At 49.1% G+C, this 20,562-nt stretch carries 28 protein-coding genes and 1 other RNA gene; 7 read left to right on the top strand and 22 right to left on the bottom strand.

Going from position 1 to position 20,562, the window contains the following annotated elements; all coding sequences use genetic code 11:
- Positions 1 to 51: 51 nt before the first annotated feature.
- Positions 52 to 633 (bottom strand): nucleotide exchange factor GrpE, encoded by a 582-nt coding sequence (gene grpE / locus Xvie_RS16980; RefSeq protein ID WP_086110362.1) that lies wholly within the window; start codon positions 631 to 633, stop codon positions 52 to 54.
- 124 nt (positions 634 to 757) lie between these two features.
- On the opposite strand from grpE, the gene nadK reads away from it, so the two are divergent.
- The 3 genes from nadK (at position 758) to bamE (ending at position 3,884) form a co-directional block, all read left to right on the top strand.
- The gene (nadK, locus tag Xvie_RS16975; RefSeq protein ID WP_139838872.1) at positions 758 to 1,636 is read left to right on the top strand and encodes an NAD(+) kinase; all 879 of its coding nucleotides are present in this window, start codon (positions 758 to 760) and stop codon (positions 1,634 to 1,636) included.
- A gap of 117 nt (positions 1,637 to 1,753) precedes the next feature.
- On the top strand, positions 1,754 to 3,427 hold the full coding sequence (recN, locus tag Xvie_RS16970) for a DNA repair protein RecN (RefSeq protein WP_086110360.1): 1,674 nt from the start codon (positions 1,754 to 1,756) through the stop codon (positions 3,425 to 3,427).
- Positions 3,428 to 3,539: 112 nt separating this feature from the next.
- Positions 3,540 to 3,884, top strand: a complete 345-nt coding sequence (bamE, locus tag Xvie_RS16965) for an outer membrane protein assembly factor BamE (protein WP_086110359.1) — start codon at positions 3,540 to 3,542, stop codon at positions 3,882 to 3,884.
- A 51-nt stretch (positions 3,885 to 3,935) separates the two neighbouring features.
- Here the strand turns inward: bamE and Xvie_RS16960 are convergent, their stop codons facing one another.
- Positions 3,936 to 4,229 carry an RnfH family protein gene (locus Xvie_RS16960; RefSeq protein ID WP_086110358.1) on the bottom strand — a complete coding sequence of 98 codons (294 nt, stop codon included), beginning with the start codon at positions 4,227 to 4,229 and terminating at the stop codon, positions 3,936 to 3,938.
- Positions 4,222 to 4,656, bottom strand: coding sequence for a type II toxin-antitoxin system RatA family toxin (locus Xvie_RS16955; protein ID WP_086110357.1), 435 nt, complete (start codon positions 4,654 to 4,656; stop codon positions 4,222 to 4,224). Before Xvie_RS16955 ends, Xvie_RS16960 begins: the two co-directional genes overlap by 8 nt.
- Before the next feature lie 157 nt (positions 4,657 to 4,813).
- Between Xvie_RS16955 and smpB the strand changes: the two genes are divergently transcribed.
- The 4 genes from smpB to Xvie_RS24215 all read left to right on the top strand — a co-directional run bounded on the left by smpB (position 4,814) and on the right by Xvie_RS24215 (position 7,067).
- On the top strand, positions 4,814 to 5,296 hold the full coding sequence (smpB, locus tag Xvie_RS16950) for an SsrA-binding protein SmpB (RefSeq protein WP_086110356.1): 483 nt from the start codon (positions 4,814 to 4,816) through the stop codon (positions 5,294 to 5,296).
- 50 nt (positions 5,297 to 5,346) lie between these two features.
- Positions 5,347 to 5,710, top strand: a transfer-messenger RNA (tmRNA) gene (gene ssrA / locus Xvie_RS16945).
- A gap of 136 nt (positions 5,711 to 5,846) precedes the next feature.
- Positions 5,847 to 6,578: a PH domain-containing protein gene (locus tag Xvie_RS16940; protein ID WP_086110355.1), complete on the top strand. Its 732-nt coding sequence runs from the start codon at positions 5,847 to 5,849 to the stop codon at positions 6,576 to 6,578.
- Between the two features lie 357 nt (positions 6,579 to 6,935).
- Positions 6,936 to 7,067 carry a hypothetical protein gene (locus Xvie_RS24215; protein WP_279625682.1) on the top strand — a complete coding sequence of 44 codons (132 nt, stop codon included), beginning with the start codon at positions 6,936 to 6,938 and terminating at the stop codon, positions 7,065 to 7,067.
- Between the two features lie 17 nt (positions 7,068 to 7,084).
- On the opposite strand, the gene Xvie_RS16935 is transcribed toward Xvie_RS24215, so the two are convergent.
- The 19 genes from Xvie_RS16935 to Xvie_RS16850 form a co-directional block, all read right to left on the bottom strand.
- Entirely contained in the window at positions 7,085 to 7,498 is a 414-nt protein-coding gene (locus tag Xvie_RS16935; protein WP_086110393.1) for a type II toxin-antitoxin system HicB family antitoxin, read from the bottom strand.
- Between the two features lie 55 nt (positions 7,499 to 7,553).
- Positions 7,554 to 7,730: a type II toxin-antitoxin system HicA family toxin gene (locus Xvie_RS16930; protein WP_086110354.1), complete on the bottom strand. Its 177-nt coding sequence runs from the start codon at positions 7,728 to 7,730 to the stop codon at positions 7,554 to 7,556.
- 323 nt (positions 7,731 to 8,053) lie between these two features.
- Positions 8,054 to 9,691, bottom strand: coding sequence for a type VI secretion system Vgr family protein (locus tag Xvie_RS16925; protein WP_086110353.1), 1,638 nt, complete (start codon positions 9,689 to 9,691; stop codon positions 8,054 to 8,056).
- Positions 9,688 to 10,227: a baseplate complex protein gene (locus Xvie_RS16920; protein ID WP_086110352.1), complete on the bottom strand. Its 540-nt coding sequence runs from the start codon at positions 10,225 to 10,227 to the stop codon at positions 9,688 to 9,690. The genes Xvie_RS16925 and Xvie_RS16920 overlap by 4 nt, the downstream gene beginning before the upstream one ends.
- A complete protein-coding gene (locus Xvie_RS16915; protein WP_086110351.1) occupies positions 10,199 to 10,924 on the bottom strand; it encodes a hypothetical protein in 726 nt (241 codons plus the stop codon). Before Xvie_RS16915 ends, Xvie_RS16920 begins: the two co-directional genes overlap by 29 nt.
- Positions 10,924 to 11,346, bottom strand: a complete 423-nt coding sequence (locus tag Xvie_RS16910; protein WP_086110350.1) for a tail fiber assembly protein — start codon at positions 11,344 to 11,346, stop codon at positions 10,924 to 10,926. The genes Xvie_RS16915 and Xvie_RS16910 overlap by 1 nt, the downstream gene beginning before the upstream one ends.
- A 2-nt stretch (positions 11,347 to 11,348) precedes the next feature.
- Entirely contained in the window at positions 11,349 to 13,109 is a 1,761-nt protein-coding gene (locus tag Xvie_RS16905) for a phage tail-collar fiber domain-containing protein (RefSeq protein WP_086110349.1), read from the bottom strand.
- An 11-nt stretch (positions 13,110 to 13,120) separates the two neighbouring features.
- A complete protein-coding gene (locus tag Xvie_RS16900; protein WP_086110348.1) occupies positions 13,121 to 13,777 on the bottom strand; it encodes a phage tail protein in 657 nt (218 codons plus the stop codon).
- On the bottom strand, positions 13,770 to 14,954 hold the full coding sequence (locus Xvie_RS16895) for a baseplate J/gp47 family protein (protein WP_086110347.1): 1,185 nt from the start codon (positions 14,952 to 14,954) through the stop codon (positions 13,770 to 13,772). The genes Xvie_RS16900 and Xvie_RS16895 overlap by 8 nt, the downstream gene beginning before the upstream one ends.
- Positions 14,944 to 15,279, bottom strand: a complete 336-nt coding sequence (locus Xvie_RS16890; RefSeq protein ID WP_086110346.1) for a DUF2590 family protein — start codon at positions 15,277 to 15,279, stop codon at positions 14,944 to 14,946. The genes Xvie_RS16895 and Xvie_RS16890 overlap by 11 nt, the downstream gene beginning before the upstream one ends.
- The gene (locus Xvie_RS16885) at positions 15,272 to 17,380 is read right to left on the bottom strand and encodes a phage tail tape measure protein (RefSeq protein ID WP_086110345.1); all 2,109 of its coding nucleotides are present in this window, start codon (positions 17,378 to 17,380) and stop codon (positions 15,272 to 15,274) included. The genes Xvie_RS16890 and Xvie_RS16885 overlap by 8 nt, the downstream gene beginning before the upstream one ends.
- A complete protein-coding gene (locus tag Xvie_RS25890; RefSeq protein WP_422645948.1) occupies positions 17,377 to 17,520 on the bottom strand; it encodes a DUF6890 family protein in 144 nt (47 codons plus the stop codon). Before Xvie_RS25890 ends, Xvie_RS16885 begins: the two co-directional genes overlap by 4 nt.
- Before the next feature lie 47 nt (positions 17,521 to 17,567).
- Positions 17,568 to 17,837 carry a putative phage tail assembly chaperone gene (locus Xvie_RS16880; protein ID WP_086110344.1) on the bottom strand — a complete coding sequence of 90 codons (270 nt, stop codon included), beginning with the start codon at positions 17,835 to 17,837 and terminating at the stop codon, positions 17,568 to 17,570.
- Entirely contained in the window at positions 17,821 to 18,018 is a 198-nt protein-coding gene (locus Xvie_RS25885) for a hypothetical protein (RefSeq protein WP_086110343.1), read from the bottom strand. The genes Xvie_RS16880 and Xvie_RS25885 overlap by 17 nt, the downstream gene beginning before the upstream one ends.
- The gene (locus Xvie_RS16870; protein ID WP_422645947.1) at positions 17,939 to 18,331 is read right to left on the bottom strand and encodes a hypothetical protein; all 393 of its coding nucleotides are present in this window, start codon (positions 18,329 to 18,331) and stop codon (positions 17,939 to 17,941) included. Before Xvie_RS16870 ends, Xvie_RS25885 begins: the two co-directional genes overlap by 80 nt.
- Positions 18,328 to 18,666 (bottom strand): M15 family metallopeptidase, encoded by a 339-nt coding sequence (locus Xvie_RS16865; RefSeq protein ID WP_086110341.1) that lies wholly within the window; start codon positions 18,664 to 18,666, stop codon positions 18,328 to 18,330. The genes Xvie_RS16870 and Xvie_RS16865 overlap by 4 nt, the downstream gene beginning before the upstream one ends.
- A complete protein-coding gene (locus Xvie_RS16860; protein ID WP_086110340.1) occupies positions 18,663 to 18,956 on the bottom strand; it encodes a phage holin family protein in 294 nt (97 codons plus the stop codon). The genes Xvie_RS16865 and Xvie_RS16860 overlap by 4 nt, the downstream gene beginning before the upstream one ends.
- Before the next feature lie 11 nt (positions 18,957 to 18,967).
- A complete protein-coding gene (locus tag Xvie_RS16855; protein ID WP_086110339.1) occupies positions 18,968 to 19,423 on the bottom strand; it encodes a DUF2597 family protein in 456 nt (151 codons plus the stop codon).
- The gene (locus tag Xvie_RS16850) at positions 19,420 to 20,544 is read right to left on the bottom strand and encodes a DUF2586 domain-containing protein (RefSeq protein WP_208612609.1); all 1,125 of its coding nucleotides are present in this window, start codon (positions 20,542 to 20,544) and stop codon (positions 19,420 to 19,422) included. The genes Xvie_RS16855 and Xvie_RS16850 overlap by 4 nt, the downstream gene beginning before the upstream one ends.
- Positions 20,545 to 20,562: the final 18 nt, after the last annotated feature.

The raw sequence follows: 20,562 nt of genomic DNA, 5'->3' as shown, positions 1-20,562 counted from the left end.
CAAAAATGCCGCCTTCTAAGTGGCGGCATTAGATCACGGGATACCGTAATTTTATTTGGAAACAGCAACCATTGCAGGGCGCAATAAACGACCATTCAAGATGTAGCCTTTCTGCATCACCAACATCACATGATTAGGTTCATGCTGATCAGATTCCATCATGGTCATCGCCTGATGTACTTCTGGATTGAAAGGCACATTGATATCACCGACTACTTCAACGCCAAACTTACCCACTGCATCAATAAAAGATTTCAGAGTCAGTTCAATTCCTTCAACCATTGGCAGCAGCGTTTCATTGGCACGATCAGCAACTTCTAATGCACGCTCCAGGTTGTCGATAACTGGCAGAAGTTCATTGGCAAATTTTTCCAATGCAAATTTGTGTGCCTTTTCTACATCCTGCTCAGTACGACGGCGAATGTTTTCCACTTCAGCGCGCGCGCGCAATATCGCATCACGTTCGTTAACCTGAGCCTGTTTCAATTGCTCTTCCAGCTCAGCAACACGCGGGTCAACAACATTTTCAGTCTCTGGCGCGTCTGCCTGTTCTGCATTCATTTGTTGCTCTAATACATTTTCTGTATTTTCTGAGACTTGCTCGTCAGGTGCTTTTTGGTCTTTACTACTCATGAATATCTCCGCGTATTTTATATTATCTTCGCCATTCTCGCTTATTATGGGGATCAAAACGCGGGATTCAAGAGAACACATCATATTGTGAGGACAAAACCATATGCTGAAGGAAATAACAGCAATGAATAATGAATTCAAATGCATCGGTATTGTCGGCCGTCCACGTCATCCTGAAGCGTTGGCTACCCATGAAATGCTGTATTATTGGCTGGTATCTAAAGGCTATTGCGTCATCGTGGATAGACAGGTTGCAAAAGACATTAATTTAAAAGATGCCCAAGTTGGAGGACTGACAGAAATCGGTAAAATCGCCGATCTTGTGATTGTTGTCGGTGGCGATGGCAATATGCTCGGTGCAGCCAGAGTATTATCACGTTATGATATCAAAGTCATTGGCATCAACCGAGGCAATTTAGGTTTTCTGACAGATTTGGATCCAGATAACGCTTTACAGCAACTATCCGAAGTTCTGAATGGCGAATATCGAGATGAAAAACGTTTCCTGCTTGAAGCACAAGTCACAAAAACAGGGCATAAATCCCGACGTAGCACTGCATTGAATGAAGTCGTTCTACATCCAGGCAAAGTTGCTCATATGATTGAATTTGAAGTATATATTGATGATCGTTTTGCTTTTTCCCAACGTTCAGACGGTTTGATCATAGCAACACCCACTGGTTCAACCGCCTATTCTTTATCCGCTGGTGGGCCAATTTTAACGCCAAACTTAAATGCTATCGTTCTGGTACCGATGTTTCCACATACCCTCTCGGCACGCCCGCTCGTTATCAGTAGCGAAAGCAGCATTCGTCTGAAGTTTGCCCAAAATAGCAATGACTACGAGGTCAGTTGTGACAGCCAGATCGTCCTGCCAATCCAAGATGATGAAGAGGTGATCATCAAACGCAGTGACTATAGTCTGCACTTAATTCATCCAAAAGATTATAACTATTTCAATACACTGAGTACAAAATTGGGCTGGTCAAAAAAAATGTTCTAAAAACGAAGCTCCTCTACTTTACTGTATAAAAAACCAGTTTATACTGTATGGAAGCACAGACATGTTTTTATGCACAGGAACGTGTTTTTATATACAGTCAAAAGAAGGAGGAGCACTATGCTGACTCAATTGACCATCAATAACTTTGCTATCGTTCGCGAACTTGAAATCGATTTCCGCTCAGGAATGACGGCAATTACAGGTGAAACCGGAGCCGGAAAATCCATAGCAATTGATGCCTTGGGTTTATGCCTTGGCAACCGCGGAGAAGCCAATATGGTTCGCCCAGGTGCTCCACGTACCGATCTTTGTGCTCGTTTTTCACTGATTGATGCCCCTTCTGCACGCAAATGGCTTGTAGACCATCAGCTTGATGGGAGCCTTGATGATGATAATGAATGCCTGCTACGCCGTACAATTACCGCTGATGGGCGCTCTCGCGGTTTTATCAATGGCACTGCCGTACCTCTTTCTCAATTACGTGAATTGGGTTCACATCTGATCCAAATCCACGGGCAACACGCCCATCAATTGTTGTTAGAAAATCGTCACCAAAGGCGTTTACTGGATATTTATACGAGCGATTTTGAACTTCAGCATGAAATGAAACAGGCTTATCAGCAATGGCGCCAAAGCTGTCAGGCTCTCTCTCAATTCCAGCAACAAGCTCTTGAGCGTCGCTCACGTCAGCAATTGCTGGAATATCATCTGAAAGAACTAAATGAACTGTCACCACAATCAGGTGATTATCAAGAGCAGGATAGTGAATATAAGCGACTGGCGAACTGTGGGCAATTTTTGTCCGTCAGTCAAAACATTCTCCAGCTTTTAAGCGACAATGATGAGCAAAACATTGTCAGCCTTCTAAGCTATGCACGGAGTGAACTAACAGAGCTTGCTAGTATGGATCATAAACTCAGCGGCCTACTTAATATGCTGGAAGAAGCTGCGATCCAAATCAATGAAGTTAGTGACGAGTTACGTCATTACAGCGACCAACTGGAGCTGGATCCTAATCGTTTATTTGAACTAGAACAGAAAATCTCTCAGCAAATCAATATGGCTCGTAAACATCATGTTGCCCCAGAAGAATTGCCTGCATTACATCAACAGTTATTGGAAGAACAGCATCAGTTATCCCAACAGGAAGATGATTGTGCCCACCTGAGTGAACTTGTCAGCCTCCACTACCAGCAAGCCCTGACAGTAGCGGAAAGATTGCACCATGTTCGCCAGAAATATGCTGTAGAATTGAGCCAGTTGATAACAAACAGCATGCACCAACTTTCTATGCCTCATGGTCGATTCACTATTGATATTACCTTTGAACCGGAGCATTTAAATATCGACGGAGCCAGCAAAGTCGAATTCAATGTAACAACTAACCCCGGTCAACCCCACCAACCACTGGCAAAAGTGGCATCAGGTGGTGAACTTTCCCGTATTGCACTGGCAATTCAAGTTATTACAGCGAAGAAAATGGAAACGCCTGCGCTCATTTTCGATGAAGTTGATGTAGGCATTAGCGGCCCAACAGCTGCGATCGTTGGACGCCTGTTACGTGAATTAGGAGAATCGACCCAAGTTATGTGCGTCACCCATTTACCTCAAGTCGCCGGATGTGGGCATCAGCACTTTTATGTCAGCAAGCAAACAGATGGTGAAGAGACAGAAACCCAAATGCAATTATTGGATAAAAAAGCACGACTCCAAGAGCTGGCGAGGCTTCTGGCAGGAAGTGAGGTTACAAAAAACACTCTGGCCAACGCAAAAGAGCTGTTAGCAGCATAAATTAATACAACTTTTTTGTATAATTGCAGTCATAGGTTAATGCGTAGAGGTTTTCAATCTCTTCAATGTTTATTATTATCGACGGCCTAACTCCTAAAGGAATGTAATTACTATGCGCTGTAAATTGTTGACTGCCGCTACTGTATCTCTTGTTATGCTGACTGCGGGTTGCTCCATGTTTGAGCGAATTGTTTATCGTCCTGATATTAATCAAGGGAACTACCTTACGCCGGCTGCGGTATCAAAAATCCAGAAAGGAATGACTCAGCAGCAAGTCTCTTACACTTTGGGAACACCAATGCTGACGGATCCATTTGGGAGCCAAACTTGGTATTACATATTCCGCCAACAGCCAGGTCATGGAAAAACAACTCAGGAAACCCTGACACTTACTTTTGATAGCAAAGGTGTGCTAACTGATATTAAGAATGAACAGTCACTGCCAAAGAATCAGTGAAGTGTGTACTTAATTTATTCGCCAGCTTATCTACTGGCGAATAAATAAATATTATTGCGCATTATTTCTAGCACGCTCTGCTCGCTTACGGCGCATTTCTTTAGGATCAGCAATCAAAGGGCGATAAATCTCTACACGATCCCCTTCTTCCAGCGTATCAGTCAACTTGGTTGGACGGCTATAGATGCCAACTTTGTTCTTAGTCAAATCAATATCATCACGTAGCGTCAACAGACCAGACGCAATAATAGCTTGTTCAACAGTTGCTCCTTGCGGTATTTTCACATTACGCAGATATTGCCGTTCAGGTAGAGCATAAACGACTTCGATATTGATCTCAGACACTGTAAACCTCACGGGCTCGTTGGCTAAACGCCTGAACCATGTTACCAGCCAATTCTTTAAACACCTTACCAAAGGCCAGTTCAATTAACTTATTGGTAAATTCAAAATCGAGATGTAACTCAACCTTGCAGGCATCTTCGCTTAGCGGGGTAAAATGCCACCCTCCCATCAACTTACGGAAAGGTCCATCGACCAGCTGCATGCTGATGCTTTCATTATCAAATAACGTATTACGCGTTACGAACGTCTTACTGATCCCTGCCTTAGAGACCTCAACGGAAGCCGTCATCTCATTATTACTACTGCTTATTACGCGGCTTCCCACACATCCCGGTAAAAAATCCGGATAAGACGTCACGTCATTGACCAATTTATACATTTGTTCCACGCTGTAAGGCACTAGCGCAGAGCGACTAATCTGTGGCATATCATTTCCTGTAAAACTTAACAGCGCTGAATAGTATCACTTAAATGTGGTTAAATAAAAACCCGATGACATTTAGATCAATAAATGTGCATTTATCGCTAAATATCATTCAGAAGAGATTTCTTTCACTAACGCATACAGTATAATACAACGCATTATGACAAAGAAAAAAGCATACAAACCCGGTTCGGCAACAATTGCCATGAATAAGCGAGCCCGCCACGAATACTTCATTGAAGAAGAATTCGAAGCAGGCTTATCCCTACAAGGTTGGGAAGTCAAATCACTGCGCGCTGGCAAGGCTAACATCAGTGAGAGTTATGTTTTGCTCAAAAATGGTGATGCTTATCTTTTTGGTGCCACAATTACTCCATTGAACGTTGCTTCTTCCCACGTAGTTTGTGATCCGACACGGTCACGCAAACTACTACTTAACAAACGTGAACTTGATTCACTGTATGGTCGAATCAATCGAGAAGGTTACACCATCGTTGCTCTTTCCATGTATTGGAAAAACGCTTGGTGCAAAATCAAAATTGGCGTTGCAAAAGGTAAAAAAGCGCACGATAAACGTTCAGACATTAAAGAACGTGAGTGGAAATTAGACAAAGCGCGAATTATGAAGAATTCTGGGCGTTAATCATTAGCATTGTTACCCGATATTCTGATATACTTGCCTTTAACACGCTTGGGGCTGATTCTGGATTCGACGGGATTCGCGAAACCCAAGGTGCATGCCGAGGGGCGGTTGGCCTCGTAAAAAGCCGCAAAACAATAGTCGCAAACGACGAAAACTACGCACTGGCAGCTTAATAACCTGCGCAGAGCCCTCTCTCCCTAGCCTCCGCTCTTAGGACGGGGATCAAGAGAGGTCAAACCCAAAAGAGATCGCGTGGATGCCCTGCCTGGGGTTGAAGCGTTAAAACCAATCAGGCTAGTTTGTTAGTGGCGTGTCTGTCCGCAGCTGGCAAGCGAATGTAAAGACTAGACTAAGCATGTAGTACCGAGGATGTAGGAATTTCGGACGCGGGTTCAACTCCCGCCAGCTCCACCAAATAAAACAAGGGGTTACACGAAAGTGTAACCCTTTTTGTTTGTGCAATGTCCACTTTGCGTCCACCCATTTTTAATTTTGTCCATAGTTCGGCATCGTGTGACAACTGGTGTTTATAATATTAAGGGCTATAGTGATGGTGATTAATTATAAGACAGCATCTGACGCTGACTTACTCGCAGAACTGAAAAAATTAACTAGTGGTGTTTCAACTTGCGTTTCAAGAGGAAAGAAAGGTTTTTTTTACATTATTAGAGAATTAGATATTGGAGAACATCCCATCTCCGCTTTGTTCGGTGATCGTGATGGTCTAAAAGGCACATTTATATTACTGACTAACGCAAATATTCATTTCGTAAGAATAAGCCTTTTAAAGAAAATCCATCATGACAAATTCCCCAGAAAATCAATCAACTCATTTGAAGAGAAAAAAGGGTTATTGTCCGCAAAATTAACACTGGTCATTGACGGTCAACATTATGTTTTCGATAACATAGAGAAAAAGTTAATTACACCATTTTTATCTCAACTGAACAAACCATTAACTCCCTCCTCTCCTGTGCCGCAATCTACTGCATCACAATCTAAAGTTGATGATACTAATTTAGATACAAGTTCTCTTATCGATAAATTAGAGCGTATCGAAGAATTGAAAGAATTCGACGTCATTAATAATAAAGAATTTAACACGTTAAAAGAGTATGTCTTGGCATCAAATCTTGATAAAAGCTTAGCTACTGTTGATGTGTTAAAACTCGTTGATGACTTAGATAAACTCAATGATTTTGTTTACAGTGGTGTTATCACCAAAAAAGATTTTACGACCCAAAAGCAAGCACTATTACAAACATTACCAACTACAAAATAATTCCCAAATTTTCAGTTTATTATCTACAGCAAAGCTGCGTCCTGTCTGAACTTTACGATTTAGTGCGGCTTTGCTTCATGATCTTATTTCTCACGTAAAATGGAATTTTTCATTTAATATCAATACATTGATATTTTCCCCGCGATCCACCTTTGATCCAAAAACTGAAATTCCCTGAAAATCTTTTCAATCCTTTCAGTTTATAATTTCCCCCACAGCGCCAGCACTAGCGCGCTCTGGTGACTCCCTTTGTAGTATTTTAAAACTGAAATAATTTTTTGATCCAAAACGGGCAGGCGGGTGCGGTGTAGTGCGTTTTACGTCAGGTTTACGTTTATTTCGTGGGGATTGTGCTGCGTGAGAACAACGCAGGGAACGCGATCCAAATTAACCGCAGATGGCAATGAGTTGATAAGTGAATGGCGTTGTGTGCGGCTGGTTGCGTTTTATGAGGACATGAAAAAGGCCACGCCGAAGAGTAGCCTTTGATGAGGGAATTTATTAGGTTAAGCAGCCGTAAGTATTAATTCGTAACCTAAACTTGATAGCGCTTTTTCTATCGTGTCAATTTTTGTCGCGTGATAAACATCCAGCAATTGCTTGACATTCTGCTTTTGAATGCCGACACGGCGCCCCAATTCCGAACGGCTAACACCTGCTCTTACCATTGCATTGAGCAAAAGGATTTTTGCCGTAACACTCGCAGGAATGTCAATATAGTGCTCTGTTGCCGTATCACCCGGTAACGGGATCTCCTTACTTTCATCGTCAAAGTACATGGAAAAGGCGGTTAACAGGGCATCATAGGCCATCGCTTTGGCGTCGGCCAAATCATCGCCACAGGTTAACGCCTCGGGTATATCCGGGAACGACACAAACAGATTAGTGTCGTCGTCTTCAATATTAACGGGATATCGCATAATCATCACAGTGAGTGAGAGTTAGCCCAAGAACCAGCCCCGAAGGGCTGGTTAGTTATTTGAGATTTAACTGCTTAAGGATAGCTCGCCTTAATTTTTCATTAATCTCTTTGCTCGGATGTCTTGGCATTGCACTTCGTGCATCTCCCTTAAGAAGTATCAAGTGATTCTTTCCATTCTTGATTATTACCCCTTGAGACTCAAGCCACCGCCTGAACTCACTCTGCTTCACTACTCCTCCATTCTGTTGAACATGACAACATAGTAATATTTTTTTATTACTTCGTCAATGTATTTGTAATACTTTTTTATTACCCCAGAAAAACAAAAACCCCGCCGAAGCAGGGTTAAGTTGATAAAACAGACAATCAATTGGTGAGGTTGATTGCCCTGTTTTGATTTTGACGTGACGGATTGTCATTCATACGGTGACTAAGGAGGAGCAGCCTTGGTCACAGCGCGACACTCTTCAACTAACATCATCAGTCTAATGCCTGTAGCATAAAATATCAACTTAGGGTATGGCGTACAAAACCTCACACAAATGGGCGATATTCACCCAATCACAGGCGAATACTTCTGTTTCAGCCCATCGGATTTATGGGCAGTGCCTCTGATGGCGCTGGCGTTCTCCGGTGTGCCTGTGTTGTGATGGGTATGGGCGGCGGTCAGTTCCGCCAGTTCCCTGACCACATCCAGCGTGTCTAACATCAGGGTCATGACGTTAATTTGCTGGCTGCCCACCCAGACCACGGGCGCAACGATTTCCTGTTTGACGCCTGCAATGCTCTGTTTCAGCAGGCCGATTTTCTCTATCAGTGTTTGCCCCACGTCGATGTTGGCATTTTTCCCCACACTGGCAAGGTAGTTACTGGATGTCGCCAGACTGTAATCACCCTCCGCCACCTGCTGGATTGCGCCTGCCAGTAAGGTGGATGTGCCTAACACCAGCGTTTTATCCGTGGCCTGTATTGTGGTGTCCCGTGCAACCACCGTGCGCGTTTCCGTGTCGGCCTTAACTTCACGGTGCATCGACGATTCATTAATGGTCTGGTCAGTCTGGCGTATCCAGCTTCCTGCCTGTGTGACACGCTGCGAGACCTCCGCCCGCTGCTGCTGCAATTGTTCGCCGGGTTGGATATCCGGCAGGGTGTTGCCCTGACTCAGGGTCTGGCGAATAAAAGGCTTGTCTGGTCGTCCGCCTTCGAAAGCAATTTCAACCACGGTGCCGATGGGCGGGTACTGAAACATGCCCGATTCACCGCCTGCCATCGGCAAAGGCAGCGGCACGGCACGATAAACCGGGGCAGCCGCATCTTTGCCGTTATCATCCAGCAATTGCACATCAACCGCATAGCGCGGGCGGAACGGGTCAGACATATCGCCGCTGGCCGTGCTTTCAGTGTGTGCCTCAATGCGGGCAAATTGGGGTAAATGCAGCCCGGCGGATAATTCAGGGTAGGCCGCATCAATCTGGCGCTGGGCAGGGGTTTTATTCTCCGTCTGGCCTTTTGGCTGCCATGTGATGCTCATGTTCTCATTCAACAGGTTGACCTTGGTCAGCCGCTGCTGATTGACCACAAAGCCGGGGCGCAGGGATTGGATCATGGGAATAGTCATGGCATTGCCTGCCGACTGGCTCTGGCTGAATTCATTCGGAATTTCAGCGGGCTTACCCTGAAACATCGAATGCGCCCAACTGCCCAGATAAACCGAACCATCCGGCAACTGATGCCAGATATAGTCCTCAATGGCAAAAAGCTGCCCTAGACTGCCCAATAACTGGTAGCCTGTGCCGTTATGGGTATAGTGCGGGATGGGTTTATCGGTATAGGGGGCATTCGGTAAGGTAAATGTCAGCCCGCTGTGCTCTTGCAACCAGTCGACTATCTGGCGTAACGTCGGATGCTGAAACGAACACGGCCACGGACGGTCAAACACGCCGACCAATTCACGCACAAACAGACGCTGATACCCGTTCTGGGCAGGCTGCGAACGTTCCACATAGCCCGTAAACCAGCGCAGCACCAAATCTGGATAACCCACCTCAAGGCGCACCAGTTTCCCGGTGTAATCGGTAGTGGTTTCTGCCGTGATAAAACCCCGGCCACAGGATGACAGTTCCAGCATCAGATTGGCATCAACAATGTACACTTCATCGCCGGATAAGTAGAGTCGCTGGATGGGTTTCATTCGCCTGCGCCTCCGATGCCGTCATTAATCGGTTTTAATACCTCGCGTTCGAACCAGCTTAATTTTTCCGGGTCTTCCCCGGCTTTCGCACCGCCCTGCCCGGTCTGTTTTTTAGCCTGAATGGAACCGGTTGCACGGGCATCGCGTTTTTCCGCCACGGACAGATGCTCCCTTAAGGTAAAGGTCACCTGCCATGCCTGCTTACCGTCCACCTTGCTGGCATCCATCGTGCCCGTAAAGGTACCAATACGAAAATTAATGGCCTGCGCGGTGAGATTCGCCACCCGGTAGCGTTTCAGGTTGCCATTGTCTTTGGCTTCCGCCAATGCAAACAGGCGCGACAGGGTTTTCTGTTCGGTAAAGGGAATTATGCCCGTGACACGCAGCTCTTTCGGCTTGATACCCTGCTCAGCGACTGCGGTACTGGAGGACTGGCCGCTCTGGTCTTGATCCTGAAACATCATGGAGGGGGTGACAGTCAGGCTTTTTAAGGGAATCGCCTCGCCATCAAGGGCGAGGGTGATAATCTGGCTCATGGAGCATCCTTTCTAATGGGCGGATATCGTCCCCGGCAAACAGCGTTGCCAGGGTATAAACGGCATCGGGTTCGGGAATGTTCTGTCGCAGTTTCTCCGCTATGTGTGTGCCGTTCCCTTTCCCTGAGAACACCCAGACCGTGGCCGATTTTCCTGCCAATCCATTCATGGCATCGGTGACTTGCTGCAACGCGGATTGCCGGGCAGAGGTAAAGGCAGATAGTTGGGATTTTAACCCGGCAAGACTGCTGCCCGCACTGGCCTGCGCGTTGGCTTTAGCAATCAGTTGCGCATTGATTGCCTGACGGCTGGTCGCCGTAGATAGCGGTTGCGGCAGCGGTAACCCGCCGCCCAGCTTGCCCGGCAATTGCATTTTGGTTGTGGCCAGACTTTCGGCGGTTTTTGCCATCCGTTTGACCTGCGCAAACGCGGGCAGTGGCAGCACCGCTGAAAACTGCGTGAGGTGCTGCATAAAGTCAGCGTGGGTTTTGGCGCAGACCATCAGTATCAGACTGTTGATATGGCCTGCACCCGTGAGTTTAGTCGCCAGCGTGTCAATGGCATTGGTCGGGCTGAGATAACTGCCGCTGTCAGTCTGCTGTCCGATACCGTAAATAAACGGGTGAACGGGCACAATGGCGGCAGACAGCCCCGATAAAGTCGGGGACAGTTGCAGGGTTTTACGCTGCCAGTGCATTATTTGGGTTGCTCCGGCCAGTCAATATCCGGGGCAATTGCGCAATTAACCCGGTTCAGCAATACCCGATATTTACGCCAGTTAATTAAGGCCTTTTTTTCTTCATCCGAGGCCATATCTAAGTCGGCAGCATCCTGTAGTGGCGCAATAGCTTTTGTCGCCAGTGACATCCGGTACTGCTTTTCTCGTTCCGCCCGGTGCTGCAATTCCTCTTGTGTCGGTGGAGGAATATCATCCCATGCGGGCAGACCATTCGACCCGGCAACACGGCGCTTCCCAACAGGCGGCCTGTTTGCGGCAAATTCCAAATATACTGCCTCACTGACTGAAATCCCCGCGTCCGGCCATTTTCCCTCCCTGACATAATCTGGCTTCAGTATTTCCGGGTAAAACATATTATTTTTTGCGCTATATACATACATAGTTAAATCCCCATAGCCCACCAGAAAATAAACGCCTTGACGCCTTCTGAATTCGCCGATTGATCAGCAGTAATAATCGCCCGCTTGCCATCATTGAGATTGAAAAAATAGGCGCTTGAAACACCCACATGATTTTTATCATAGGTTGGACTCGCCACACCGCCAAAACACTGGCGGGGAAACTCTGCCGGAAAAGTAACTGTTTCCGAGGATTCGCCCAATTCAGTTTCGGTATAACCCCACTGAAACATCAAACCTGTGTCACCGCATTTCCACCATCCGTTCCGTACCGAATTGGCCGTGTTTTTGCTGCCATATCGCGCATCAAAATTACCATAGTTAGACGGTAATATTTCCCCCTCAACCGCTAACTGAACAGCACCATTGGTTAACCGCTGTACATACCACATCCCGCCCTCATCGTCCCGGCACTCCAGCACAGACACGCGTGATGAACTCCCCCATAGATTTAATGACAGGCGGGATTTCGCAGTGCCCAGTGACGACAACACCAAATCAGCACGTTGTTCACCAATAAATGCGCCTTTAGAAAGCCGAATATCTCCCTGAAATGTGCCTCCTTTTGAGGCTGAAACCGCATCAACATCTCCCGCACCCAGTGAAATATCTGATGTCAGCCATTTCCCGTTAATACGGCGGCTATGGGGCACAGCCCGCATGGCTTTTTCGACGGTGGCTTTCAGACCGAGGTTATCGATAAATTCAGCCTTGTTCAGAATATCCGCCCCGTTCTTCGCTTTTTCCAATCGGCTATTGGCATTATCATTGGCATTATTAACCACGGTATTCGTAGCATAATCACCTTTCGGTTGTTTGCCATCCAAACCGTCTTTCAATGCCTTCTGAGTAGCATAGTCCTGTTTAATCCTGCCAAGTTCTTGTTGAATATTGACGATATCACGATCGCTGAATGTCCCTTTACTGCGTAAATCCGTCACATTCCCATTACCATCAATCCGCGCAATGGCAAACACATAATGTGGATAGCCCACCGCATCCACATAATTTTTCAACTCATTCGCGGCGGTAATTTTAACCACCGTCTTCCACTGACTCACCAGATTGCCCTGATGGCTAAAATCCGCATAAACGCGAGTATTGCGCATAGCGTTCAGGGTTTGGTCAAATTCCAGCATCCCACGTAGCCCACCGACATAGGCCAGCCCTTTTTTCACCCGATACTGTTCGCCCTGACGCACCACAGCAAAGCCATCACCGAAAAAGGCGGCTTCGCCGTAACTGTCGGTATTCATCAGGCGCTGCATTTCGTCAATGCCCGACAGCCGGGCGGTAAAATCAATCTGCCATGTTTCCGCTGTGGTCGTGATCGCGGTTTCTGTCGCGGCACCGTCAAATTCCAGCAGGAACGAGCGGGTTAACACATTGCCCTGCAAGCCATTGGCGGTTCTGATTTTCTTCTGCGTGGGGGCATGGGTGATCATCCCAATCACACCGGAAGCCTTATTGAGCAGGCCAATCCAGTTAAAATCAAAATTCCCCACTTCCGTACCCAATGTAACGCTGTAAGCCACAGCGTTCTCGCTGGCCAATCCGGTTTTGTTCACCGACTGACGGTGAACGATTTGGTTTTGGGCTGGTAGTTTCTCACTGCGGCTGAACTCTTTCGACGGGTCAAGATTCGGCACATTCGCAAAAACAAATTCATCCAGCACCACAGGCTGACCTGCGGCAGTTTGCTGAGCCTTCCATTTTTCAAAGTCCAAAGTAATGACGGAGGACATTTTCTATTTCCTTATAATGACGCACCGTAAGTGACGTTCGGTGCACTGCTTTCCTTGAGGCGGGCACTGTCACAGACGGCAACGCCTGCGATATGCCCCACTTTTAATAATAATGGCGGGGTCGGGATGGCGGCGGCATAAGTGCAATAGTCCGCACCGACACTGCCAACCCGCATCAATAACTGATTTTTCGCGATCACTTCAAAACGGTAACGGCGGCAGGTTCGCCCGTATTGGCGAATGATATTCATCAGCAAATCAGGATTGGCCGCTATCTGCCCGTCACTGAGGCGCAGGATAATCACATCCCAATCGATACCCGGCTGACGCTCCAGTAATTCCACATAGCCCACACCCAGCCGTTCAAAGATGGCAATAAAGCCCGCGATGCTGCCGGCATCTTTGGCGTTGATAAACGCATATTTCACCCGCTTGCGGAACAGCGGCAGCGGCTCACCGTTAAAACGCTGGATATCGCGCTGATAAGCCAGCACCGATAACAGCGCTTCGGTACAGGTTTCCGCATCCAGTTGGGCCAGCGGCCATGTCAGCCAGCCGTAAACCTGCGTCCAGAATGCCTGCGCTGCATTGAGCAGCTTGGCGGGTTCCCCTTTATCCATCCATGAGGGCAGGGCCAGCCGCTTAAGATGTTCCTTAAACTCAGACATTCTTCACCTCCACTGAGAGCGTTTTCAGCCTCGGCACACTTAAGTCACTGAGAATGTCACCCAATGAAAAAGTCAGGGATGCAATCTCGCTGAATTCACGGTGGATTTCCCGCCCTAAGCTGGAAAAGGAAAAGCGCGAGTACGGCCATGTTTTCTTCACCGGATACTGGCTGTTTTCCCGGAATGCACAGCGGATCAGGTTTTCCACATCCCGTTTCAGGGTGGTTATCTGCTCGTTGCTGTAGTTCGCCAGACTGACCACAAACAGCGTGACCGCTAAGTCATGCTGGGTTTCCGGCATCGGCAGGCACTGCATATCATCACCATGCCCATGGTGGCCCTGATTGGTGATGTAATCGTTGACCGCCTCAATAAACGGCTGACTGGTGACGCCCGAATCCAGCAACAGATACGCATTGGCGGTGCCGGCCCCACGGGGCGCATCATGCAGAAAGAAAATGCGGTCGATGCTCAAACCCGCAACAGTGGCAATCATGCCCCGGTAAACCGCATCAGTATGATAGTTACCCACCAAGTTATATTGGTTGCGGCAGCGGTCACGCAAATCATCGTCGGATTCCGCATCCGCGCCGGGCGTTAACAGCCAGCCTTCCTCATTCTGTACCCGCGCAATACCGGACACCGCCACGGGCAGAAGTCGAAAGTAGCCGGGTGCAAGGTTAAATGCGCCTCCTGCGGCTTCTGCCCTCACTGGCAATAAGGCACTGGACACACCGTCAGCAATCACACCACTTTCGGTGGTGCTGACCCGGTAGATTTCACCGTTAATGCGTTCAGTCTGGATCACCGTTCCGGCGGGCACCGTCACCGCCGAAGCACCCGCCGCCTTATAGAAACGGATCACGCCCTGTGCAGCCGAGGCGGGCTTGCGTTTCAGGTTCACGCCCCAGGCAAACATATCCAGCCATGAACCGGATGCGCTCGCCAGATACATATTTTTCAGCGTGACATTGATTAACGCCTCTTTCAGCCACAACACTGGCCGCGTGACAATCGTGTTAATCAACCGCCAGAACGGGGACATGCGCGAGGTGTTCGTCACCAGCCCGGCTTCATCCACCACGTTGGCAAAGGCTTTGCTGATGTCGGCTTCCGTGGTCGGCATCCCGCTGTCACGCAGCACCTTTTCATAATCAAGGGTGGGTTTAGTGTCCATGTCCTACACTCACGCTCAGTCGGCCAAAATCGTAGGTTTCAGCCGTTATCCATAATTTGGTCGGTGACTCTTCATTGATGATGACCGTGCCCGGAATAATCCGCGCATCTTCCTCAACCAGAATTTCAATCTGGGTGCGGATATCCGCCCGCAAGGTCGGGCTGCGTTCAGCGACCAACTCGGTGGCAAGACCACTTTCCATAATGGCGTGAACACAGTCCTGACCCACCGAAAAGCGGTTATGGCAAAAGCGCGGTTCATTCCCGGCGTTCAGCGTGAAGTCACCGCCCGTAATCCATAAATCAATGTATTTTGGCTCATCCATAAGCCACCTGCTCCCATTCTGTGAGTTGTCCCGGTGTGACATTGCCTGTCACATTCAGCGTGACATTTTCAATCCGGCGACTGTTATCCGTGATGGTCTGTGAATTCGTTGTTACCGCTTTCATCAGACCTTGCTTGCCAATGCCCTGCTTTTTCCCGCCCGTTAAGACGCCCTCGGTTTCGGGCGGCTGAATGGCTTTCACTGGCTGGATCATCGCTTGAGGTTGTCCCTGCAAAATCCCGTTGGGTTGGGCTATCAGTTTCTGGGTATTTTCCCCGATGCCCTGCACCGGAGCCGCCGCTTTTCCAGTCGGTTCGGTGACCGTCTTCTCAATGGCTTGGGTTTCAATATTGATGCCCGGAATGTAGTTCAACTTGTCGATAATCCAATTATAGGCTTCGCTAAATGATCCTTTTAGCCAGTCCCATAAGCCACTAAAGAGATTGCTGACACTGTCCACCATGCCGGAAAACGTATCCGCCAGTGAAAAGTTGCTGAACCAGCGACAGAGGTTATCCCACGCCTCGCCAATCCAGGCAAAGACTGCGCTGAAGATCTCGCCAACCCATTTCACACAGGCCGCGATAACCTTAAACGCCGTGGTATTCATAATGGCGGCTTTAATGGCATCCCAGTGCTTAATCAGCAGATAAATGCCCACAGCCAGCAACGCAATCGCAGCAATAATCAGCAAGACAGGCCAAGTCATAAAGCTGAATGAAATGCCCGCTAACATGGCCTGCATACGAACAGCCATCAATGTATTACGTAATATTCTCAGTCCGACGTTCCATACGGTAACAGCCCCATTACACAGCCAGACGGCCGCCGTCCACAGTTTCATCACCAGCGTACAGGCCGCCCAAATCCCCTTCAGGCCAACCCAGATAAATTTAGCCACGCCCATCACAATATTGGCAATCGCCCCGGCGGCGGCAAAACTCAGAAACCCCAGCGCGATATAACCGATCCAACGGGCAATATTGGGGAACAGTTTCAGCCAGCGCACCACTATCTGGCTGGTATCCGCCATGTTGTTGATCAAGGGCTTAATCACCAGCAACAAGGTTGAGCCAATGGCAATACGGATATTTTCCCAAATCGCATGCAGCCGTTCCCACGGGCTTGCCATCAGTTCGGCCATGTCACGGGTGCGCTTCATGCCATCGTTGGCCCCCAGTGCCGTCATGTTCTTGCGCAACACATCGACATTGCCGTAAAGCTGTTTGACCACCACGGCCGAATCACCAAAGGCTTCCTCAATTTCCGCCTGCGCTTTCAGGTTACCTTCAATACTCTTGCCGTATTTGGCCTGTAACTTTTCCAGCATTTCCGGCATGGATAACAACTGGCCGGACGCATTGACGAAACTTAATCCCAGTTTCTTGCCGCTGGCTTCCGCATTGGTGATAAACGACTCATACGCGCCACTGGCTTCACCGCCCAGCGAGCGACTCAGTTCTCCCAGTACCGCCAACTGCTCATCAATCCCGACCCCAAATTGGGTTCCGGCCGCCCGTGCCCCTTCCATCAGGTCGGCAATGTCGGTCAGGGACGTGCCGAACGTTTTCGACATAGTCACGGCCTTGCCTGCCAGTTCCTCGGCAAACTTGAGATGCCCGACCGCCTTAGCCTGACTGGCAAACTGGGTGAACATTTTCCCCATGTAAGCACTGGCATCACTGCCGCTCGCTTTCAGGGCGGCGGCGGTCGTGTTGGCAATCTGGGTCATCTGGGGTAAATCGCTTTGTGACAACCCGCCAATCGCCTTGCTGATTTCCGCTGCCGACTGCACAAACTCAATCGACGACTTGCCATACCGGGAACTGAATGTCATGGCATCTTTGGCGACTTTATCCATCACGCTGCTGTCAATGCCCTGCAACGAAGCGGATTTCAGCGCCTCGTCCATTTCAATGGCCGGATCAAGAAAGCCCTTGATTGACCAGAACGACGCGGCCAACCCGGCACCACCGATCGCCAGTTTTTCAAAGGCACCCTGCGAGGACTGGGCAAACCCGGACACCGCCGCTTTCGCACCTGCCAGCGGTTGTGTGATTTTATCAATCAGGCTTAAGGTAAAATCTAATTCCTGACTCATGGTTCACCCCTGAACGCCAGTGCAATGCCATTGGCGGTGGCAATGCGCGTATTTTCCCAATAACGATTATCCAGCCAGATGGCACGGGCTAAATTTTCCGTATTATCTTTTTCATGCGGTAAATAATGACGGCGTAATATTAAGGCCTGTTCAAATACACTATTCTCAATCGCCTTAACCCGTGCATTCAGTTTTTTATTTCGATATCCAGCTTAGGTGCATATTCCGCATTGACCCTTTCCACTATCTGCATGGCGGCGCCGGGTATCTGCAAGAGTGCATCCAGTGCCGCTTTACAGGCAGGCTGCACAATGCGGCGTAAGTAAGTGACAATCGGCACAATTTTATTGTCCATTGCCATGTCATTAATCATGCTGTTATAGGCAATGATATTGGGTTCAAAATTAATTTCTTGTTCAGCGATAATTAAGGTAATAACTTTATTTTCTTTGCTCATGAATGAATTCCTTTCTTTTATTAATTTCTTCCACTAACTGATTATGCCGGGCGGCACAATGGCCATAGATTTGGGCATAATCAATCACCATATTCGCTAAATTATTTCCGGTCATTCCCGCCAGTCGGGGCAACCGTTCCTGACATTTTGTCAGCAGGTTTTCCTGATAAGGTTCGCTCAATATTGTCGGCGGTCTCGTTGTACAGCCGGACAAACTCAGGGCTAACGCACACAGCAGTAAAAACAGGCTTAACCACCTCAGTATGTATTTCTCGTGGGGCGGCATGGGCTATCCCCTCTAATTTTGCTTCCAGTTGCCGGGCGGAGGCGCTGGAAATGGCCTGCAATTCCTGCCGGATTTTCTCCCCGGTTTGCGCCGCCGTCCGGGCGATGTTCAGTTCCATGCTGTCACGGTAATAATGATTGACGCGCCAGCCCGCACCGAACGCCAACGCCACCACAACGAAATAGAGCGTCCGGGCGTTTAGCATCATTTCACCCCGTTATGTTCGAGCGAAAAATGGTTGCCATCAGGACGAGAAAAACGCCCGCCCCATGTACCGCCCAGCGACTCCCAATATTCCCCCAGTGGCAAATACGCCTCACTGCGGGTCTGATACTCGCCCTGAATAAACAGGTTGAGATCAACCGCCAGACGCAGCGTATGCAGACTGTTGGCAATCCCCGTGCCTTTCCGGGCATTCAGTTTCGCCTGCTCTGGGGCGCGGTGCGCCTCACCCAACGTCACACGGTAGCCGCGTTCGTCCGCCCATAAGATCAACTGGGCAGCCCATACCGCAAATAATTGCTGTTTTTCACTCAGTGTCATTGCTTTAACTTCCCTGTCAGTAATGCGCTCCCGCGCTTGCGTAACCAGACCTCAATGAGCTGATATCCGGCAATTCCCAGTGCACTGCCAATCCCCGTGACCGCTATCGGGCTGATGCCCGGCCACCAAATCAGCAACGCCCCTGCCATCACTGACACCGCTGAACCGAGGATAACCCGGCCGATAAACAGCCGTAAGGTGATCGGTTCGTTGCCGGTCAGCATCTTGCCTAACGCAATCAGTGCCCCCAATAGCACCAGCGTGACAAAGGTTTTCTCATGTTCTTCCATGAACCCCATCCTTACCCAATCAGGCTTTGTGTCAGTTCTGCTTCCAGATAGGGAATGCCATTAATGCGCACAAAATCGGGGCTGGTCACCACGAATTTCACTTTGTGGGTCATGACGCTGCCGCCTTTCGGATCAACGTCCAGAATGTCGCTGACAATCAGCTTGCAGCCGTAGGCTTCAACCTTGATTTCCTCGTTGCCTGCCTTGGCGTACCACATCAGGTCAACGGGCTGAATGCCCCGCCATGACCCCGCCGAACGCGCTTTGGCGGTGACGATTTCCAGATATTTGGTGCTGAGTTCAATCTCACCTTCAGCCGCCACATCCCCGGCGATATAGCCATCCGGTACGCCCTGCGTCTGGGCAGCGGCGGTGTTATCGGTAATGGATAGATTGACCTTTTCGGCATGAACCAGATCCCCGTCCATATTAAAATCGACCGACTGGCCTGAAATACGTTGGCTCATGCGCTTTTCTCCAGACGGCTATCCAGCAACAGGCTCACTGAAATGCCTTTCGGACATTCATAGGTGCGGATAGTGATATAAATTTCCACCGTGTTTTTATTGCGCCATGTAATCACGACATCACCATCTTTCGGCGACTTCACTTCCCCCGGAAACGTCACCCCGTTAATCTCGGTACTGCGTGACATTTCACGTAAGGTGCGGGCGAAGTAAGCCTGATGGGTGGCCGTGCTGCCCGGTGTACTGTTCAGACTGCGGTCGGCAATTTTGGCAATCGCCTGCAAACGCACGCGGCGCGCCACTTTATCGACCACCCGCAAGTTTTCGATGCTCTGGTAATCGCCGCCTTCCACATCCAGCGTCCGGCCATCTGACCAGTACAGGCCGTCATAATCGGGATACCACATCGGCACGCTGAAACGCAGTTTTTCCAGTGCCTGCAAGGTCGCCAGATCAATCGGCTGGCCTGTGCCATCCTTCGGGAAGTCACTGGCCCCCAAATCCATCAACGCCCCGGTCTGTACCCGTGCCGGGCTGTCGGCCACCGTGACGGCACGATTGCACAAGCGCCCGGCCAGTACACCTGCCTCATTGCCCCACAGACACGGCACCAACTGCACGGAGGGTACGGCTTCGCCCTTTTGCAGCTCCGCCAGACGGGTGACGTAATCCGCCCACGGCTCTTTAGACTGGGGGCCATCCACCGCCAGTATCGCCCACTGCCAGCGACCAAATTTGGCGATGGTATTGGCGCGCAGGGTTTGTGCGGCCTTAATCACGTCTTTGGTCGCGCCGTGGGTCAGGACATAGCCTTCAACACTGGCAATGGTCTGTGCAGAAATAATGGCCTCCACAAACGCCCGTTCATCGGCCAGTTCCGGCAGGATATGGACATAGCCAGACCAGTTTTGTCCTGCGTTTGCCATCGCTGCCAATACCTGACGCTTGAGGGCCGTATCAGTCGTCCCCAATACCGCATCAAAATCGGTCTGGGTATTGACGGCAATGGTCTTGCCGACGTTGGTTTTGCCTGCTCCCACGAACAGCAATACCCGTTCAATCTCCTTGGTTTCGCCTTGCAGTTGGTTAACCTGATTAACCTGAACATGTGGCCACATAATGTCATCCTTTATTGAGGC

It is taken from the genome of Xenorhabdus vietnamensis, from assembly GCF_002127535.1.
Lineage (GTDB): Bacteria > Pseudomonadota > Gammaproteobacteria > Enterobacterales > Enterobacteriaceae > Xenorhabdus > Xenorhabdus vietnamensis.
This window is presented reverse-complemented; position numbering and strand designations above follow the sequence as displayed.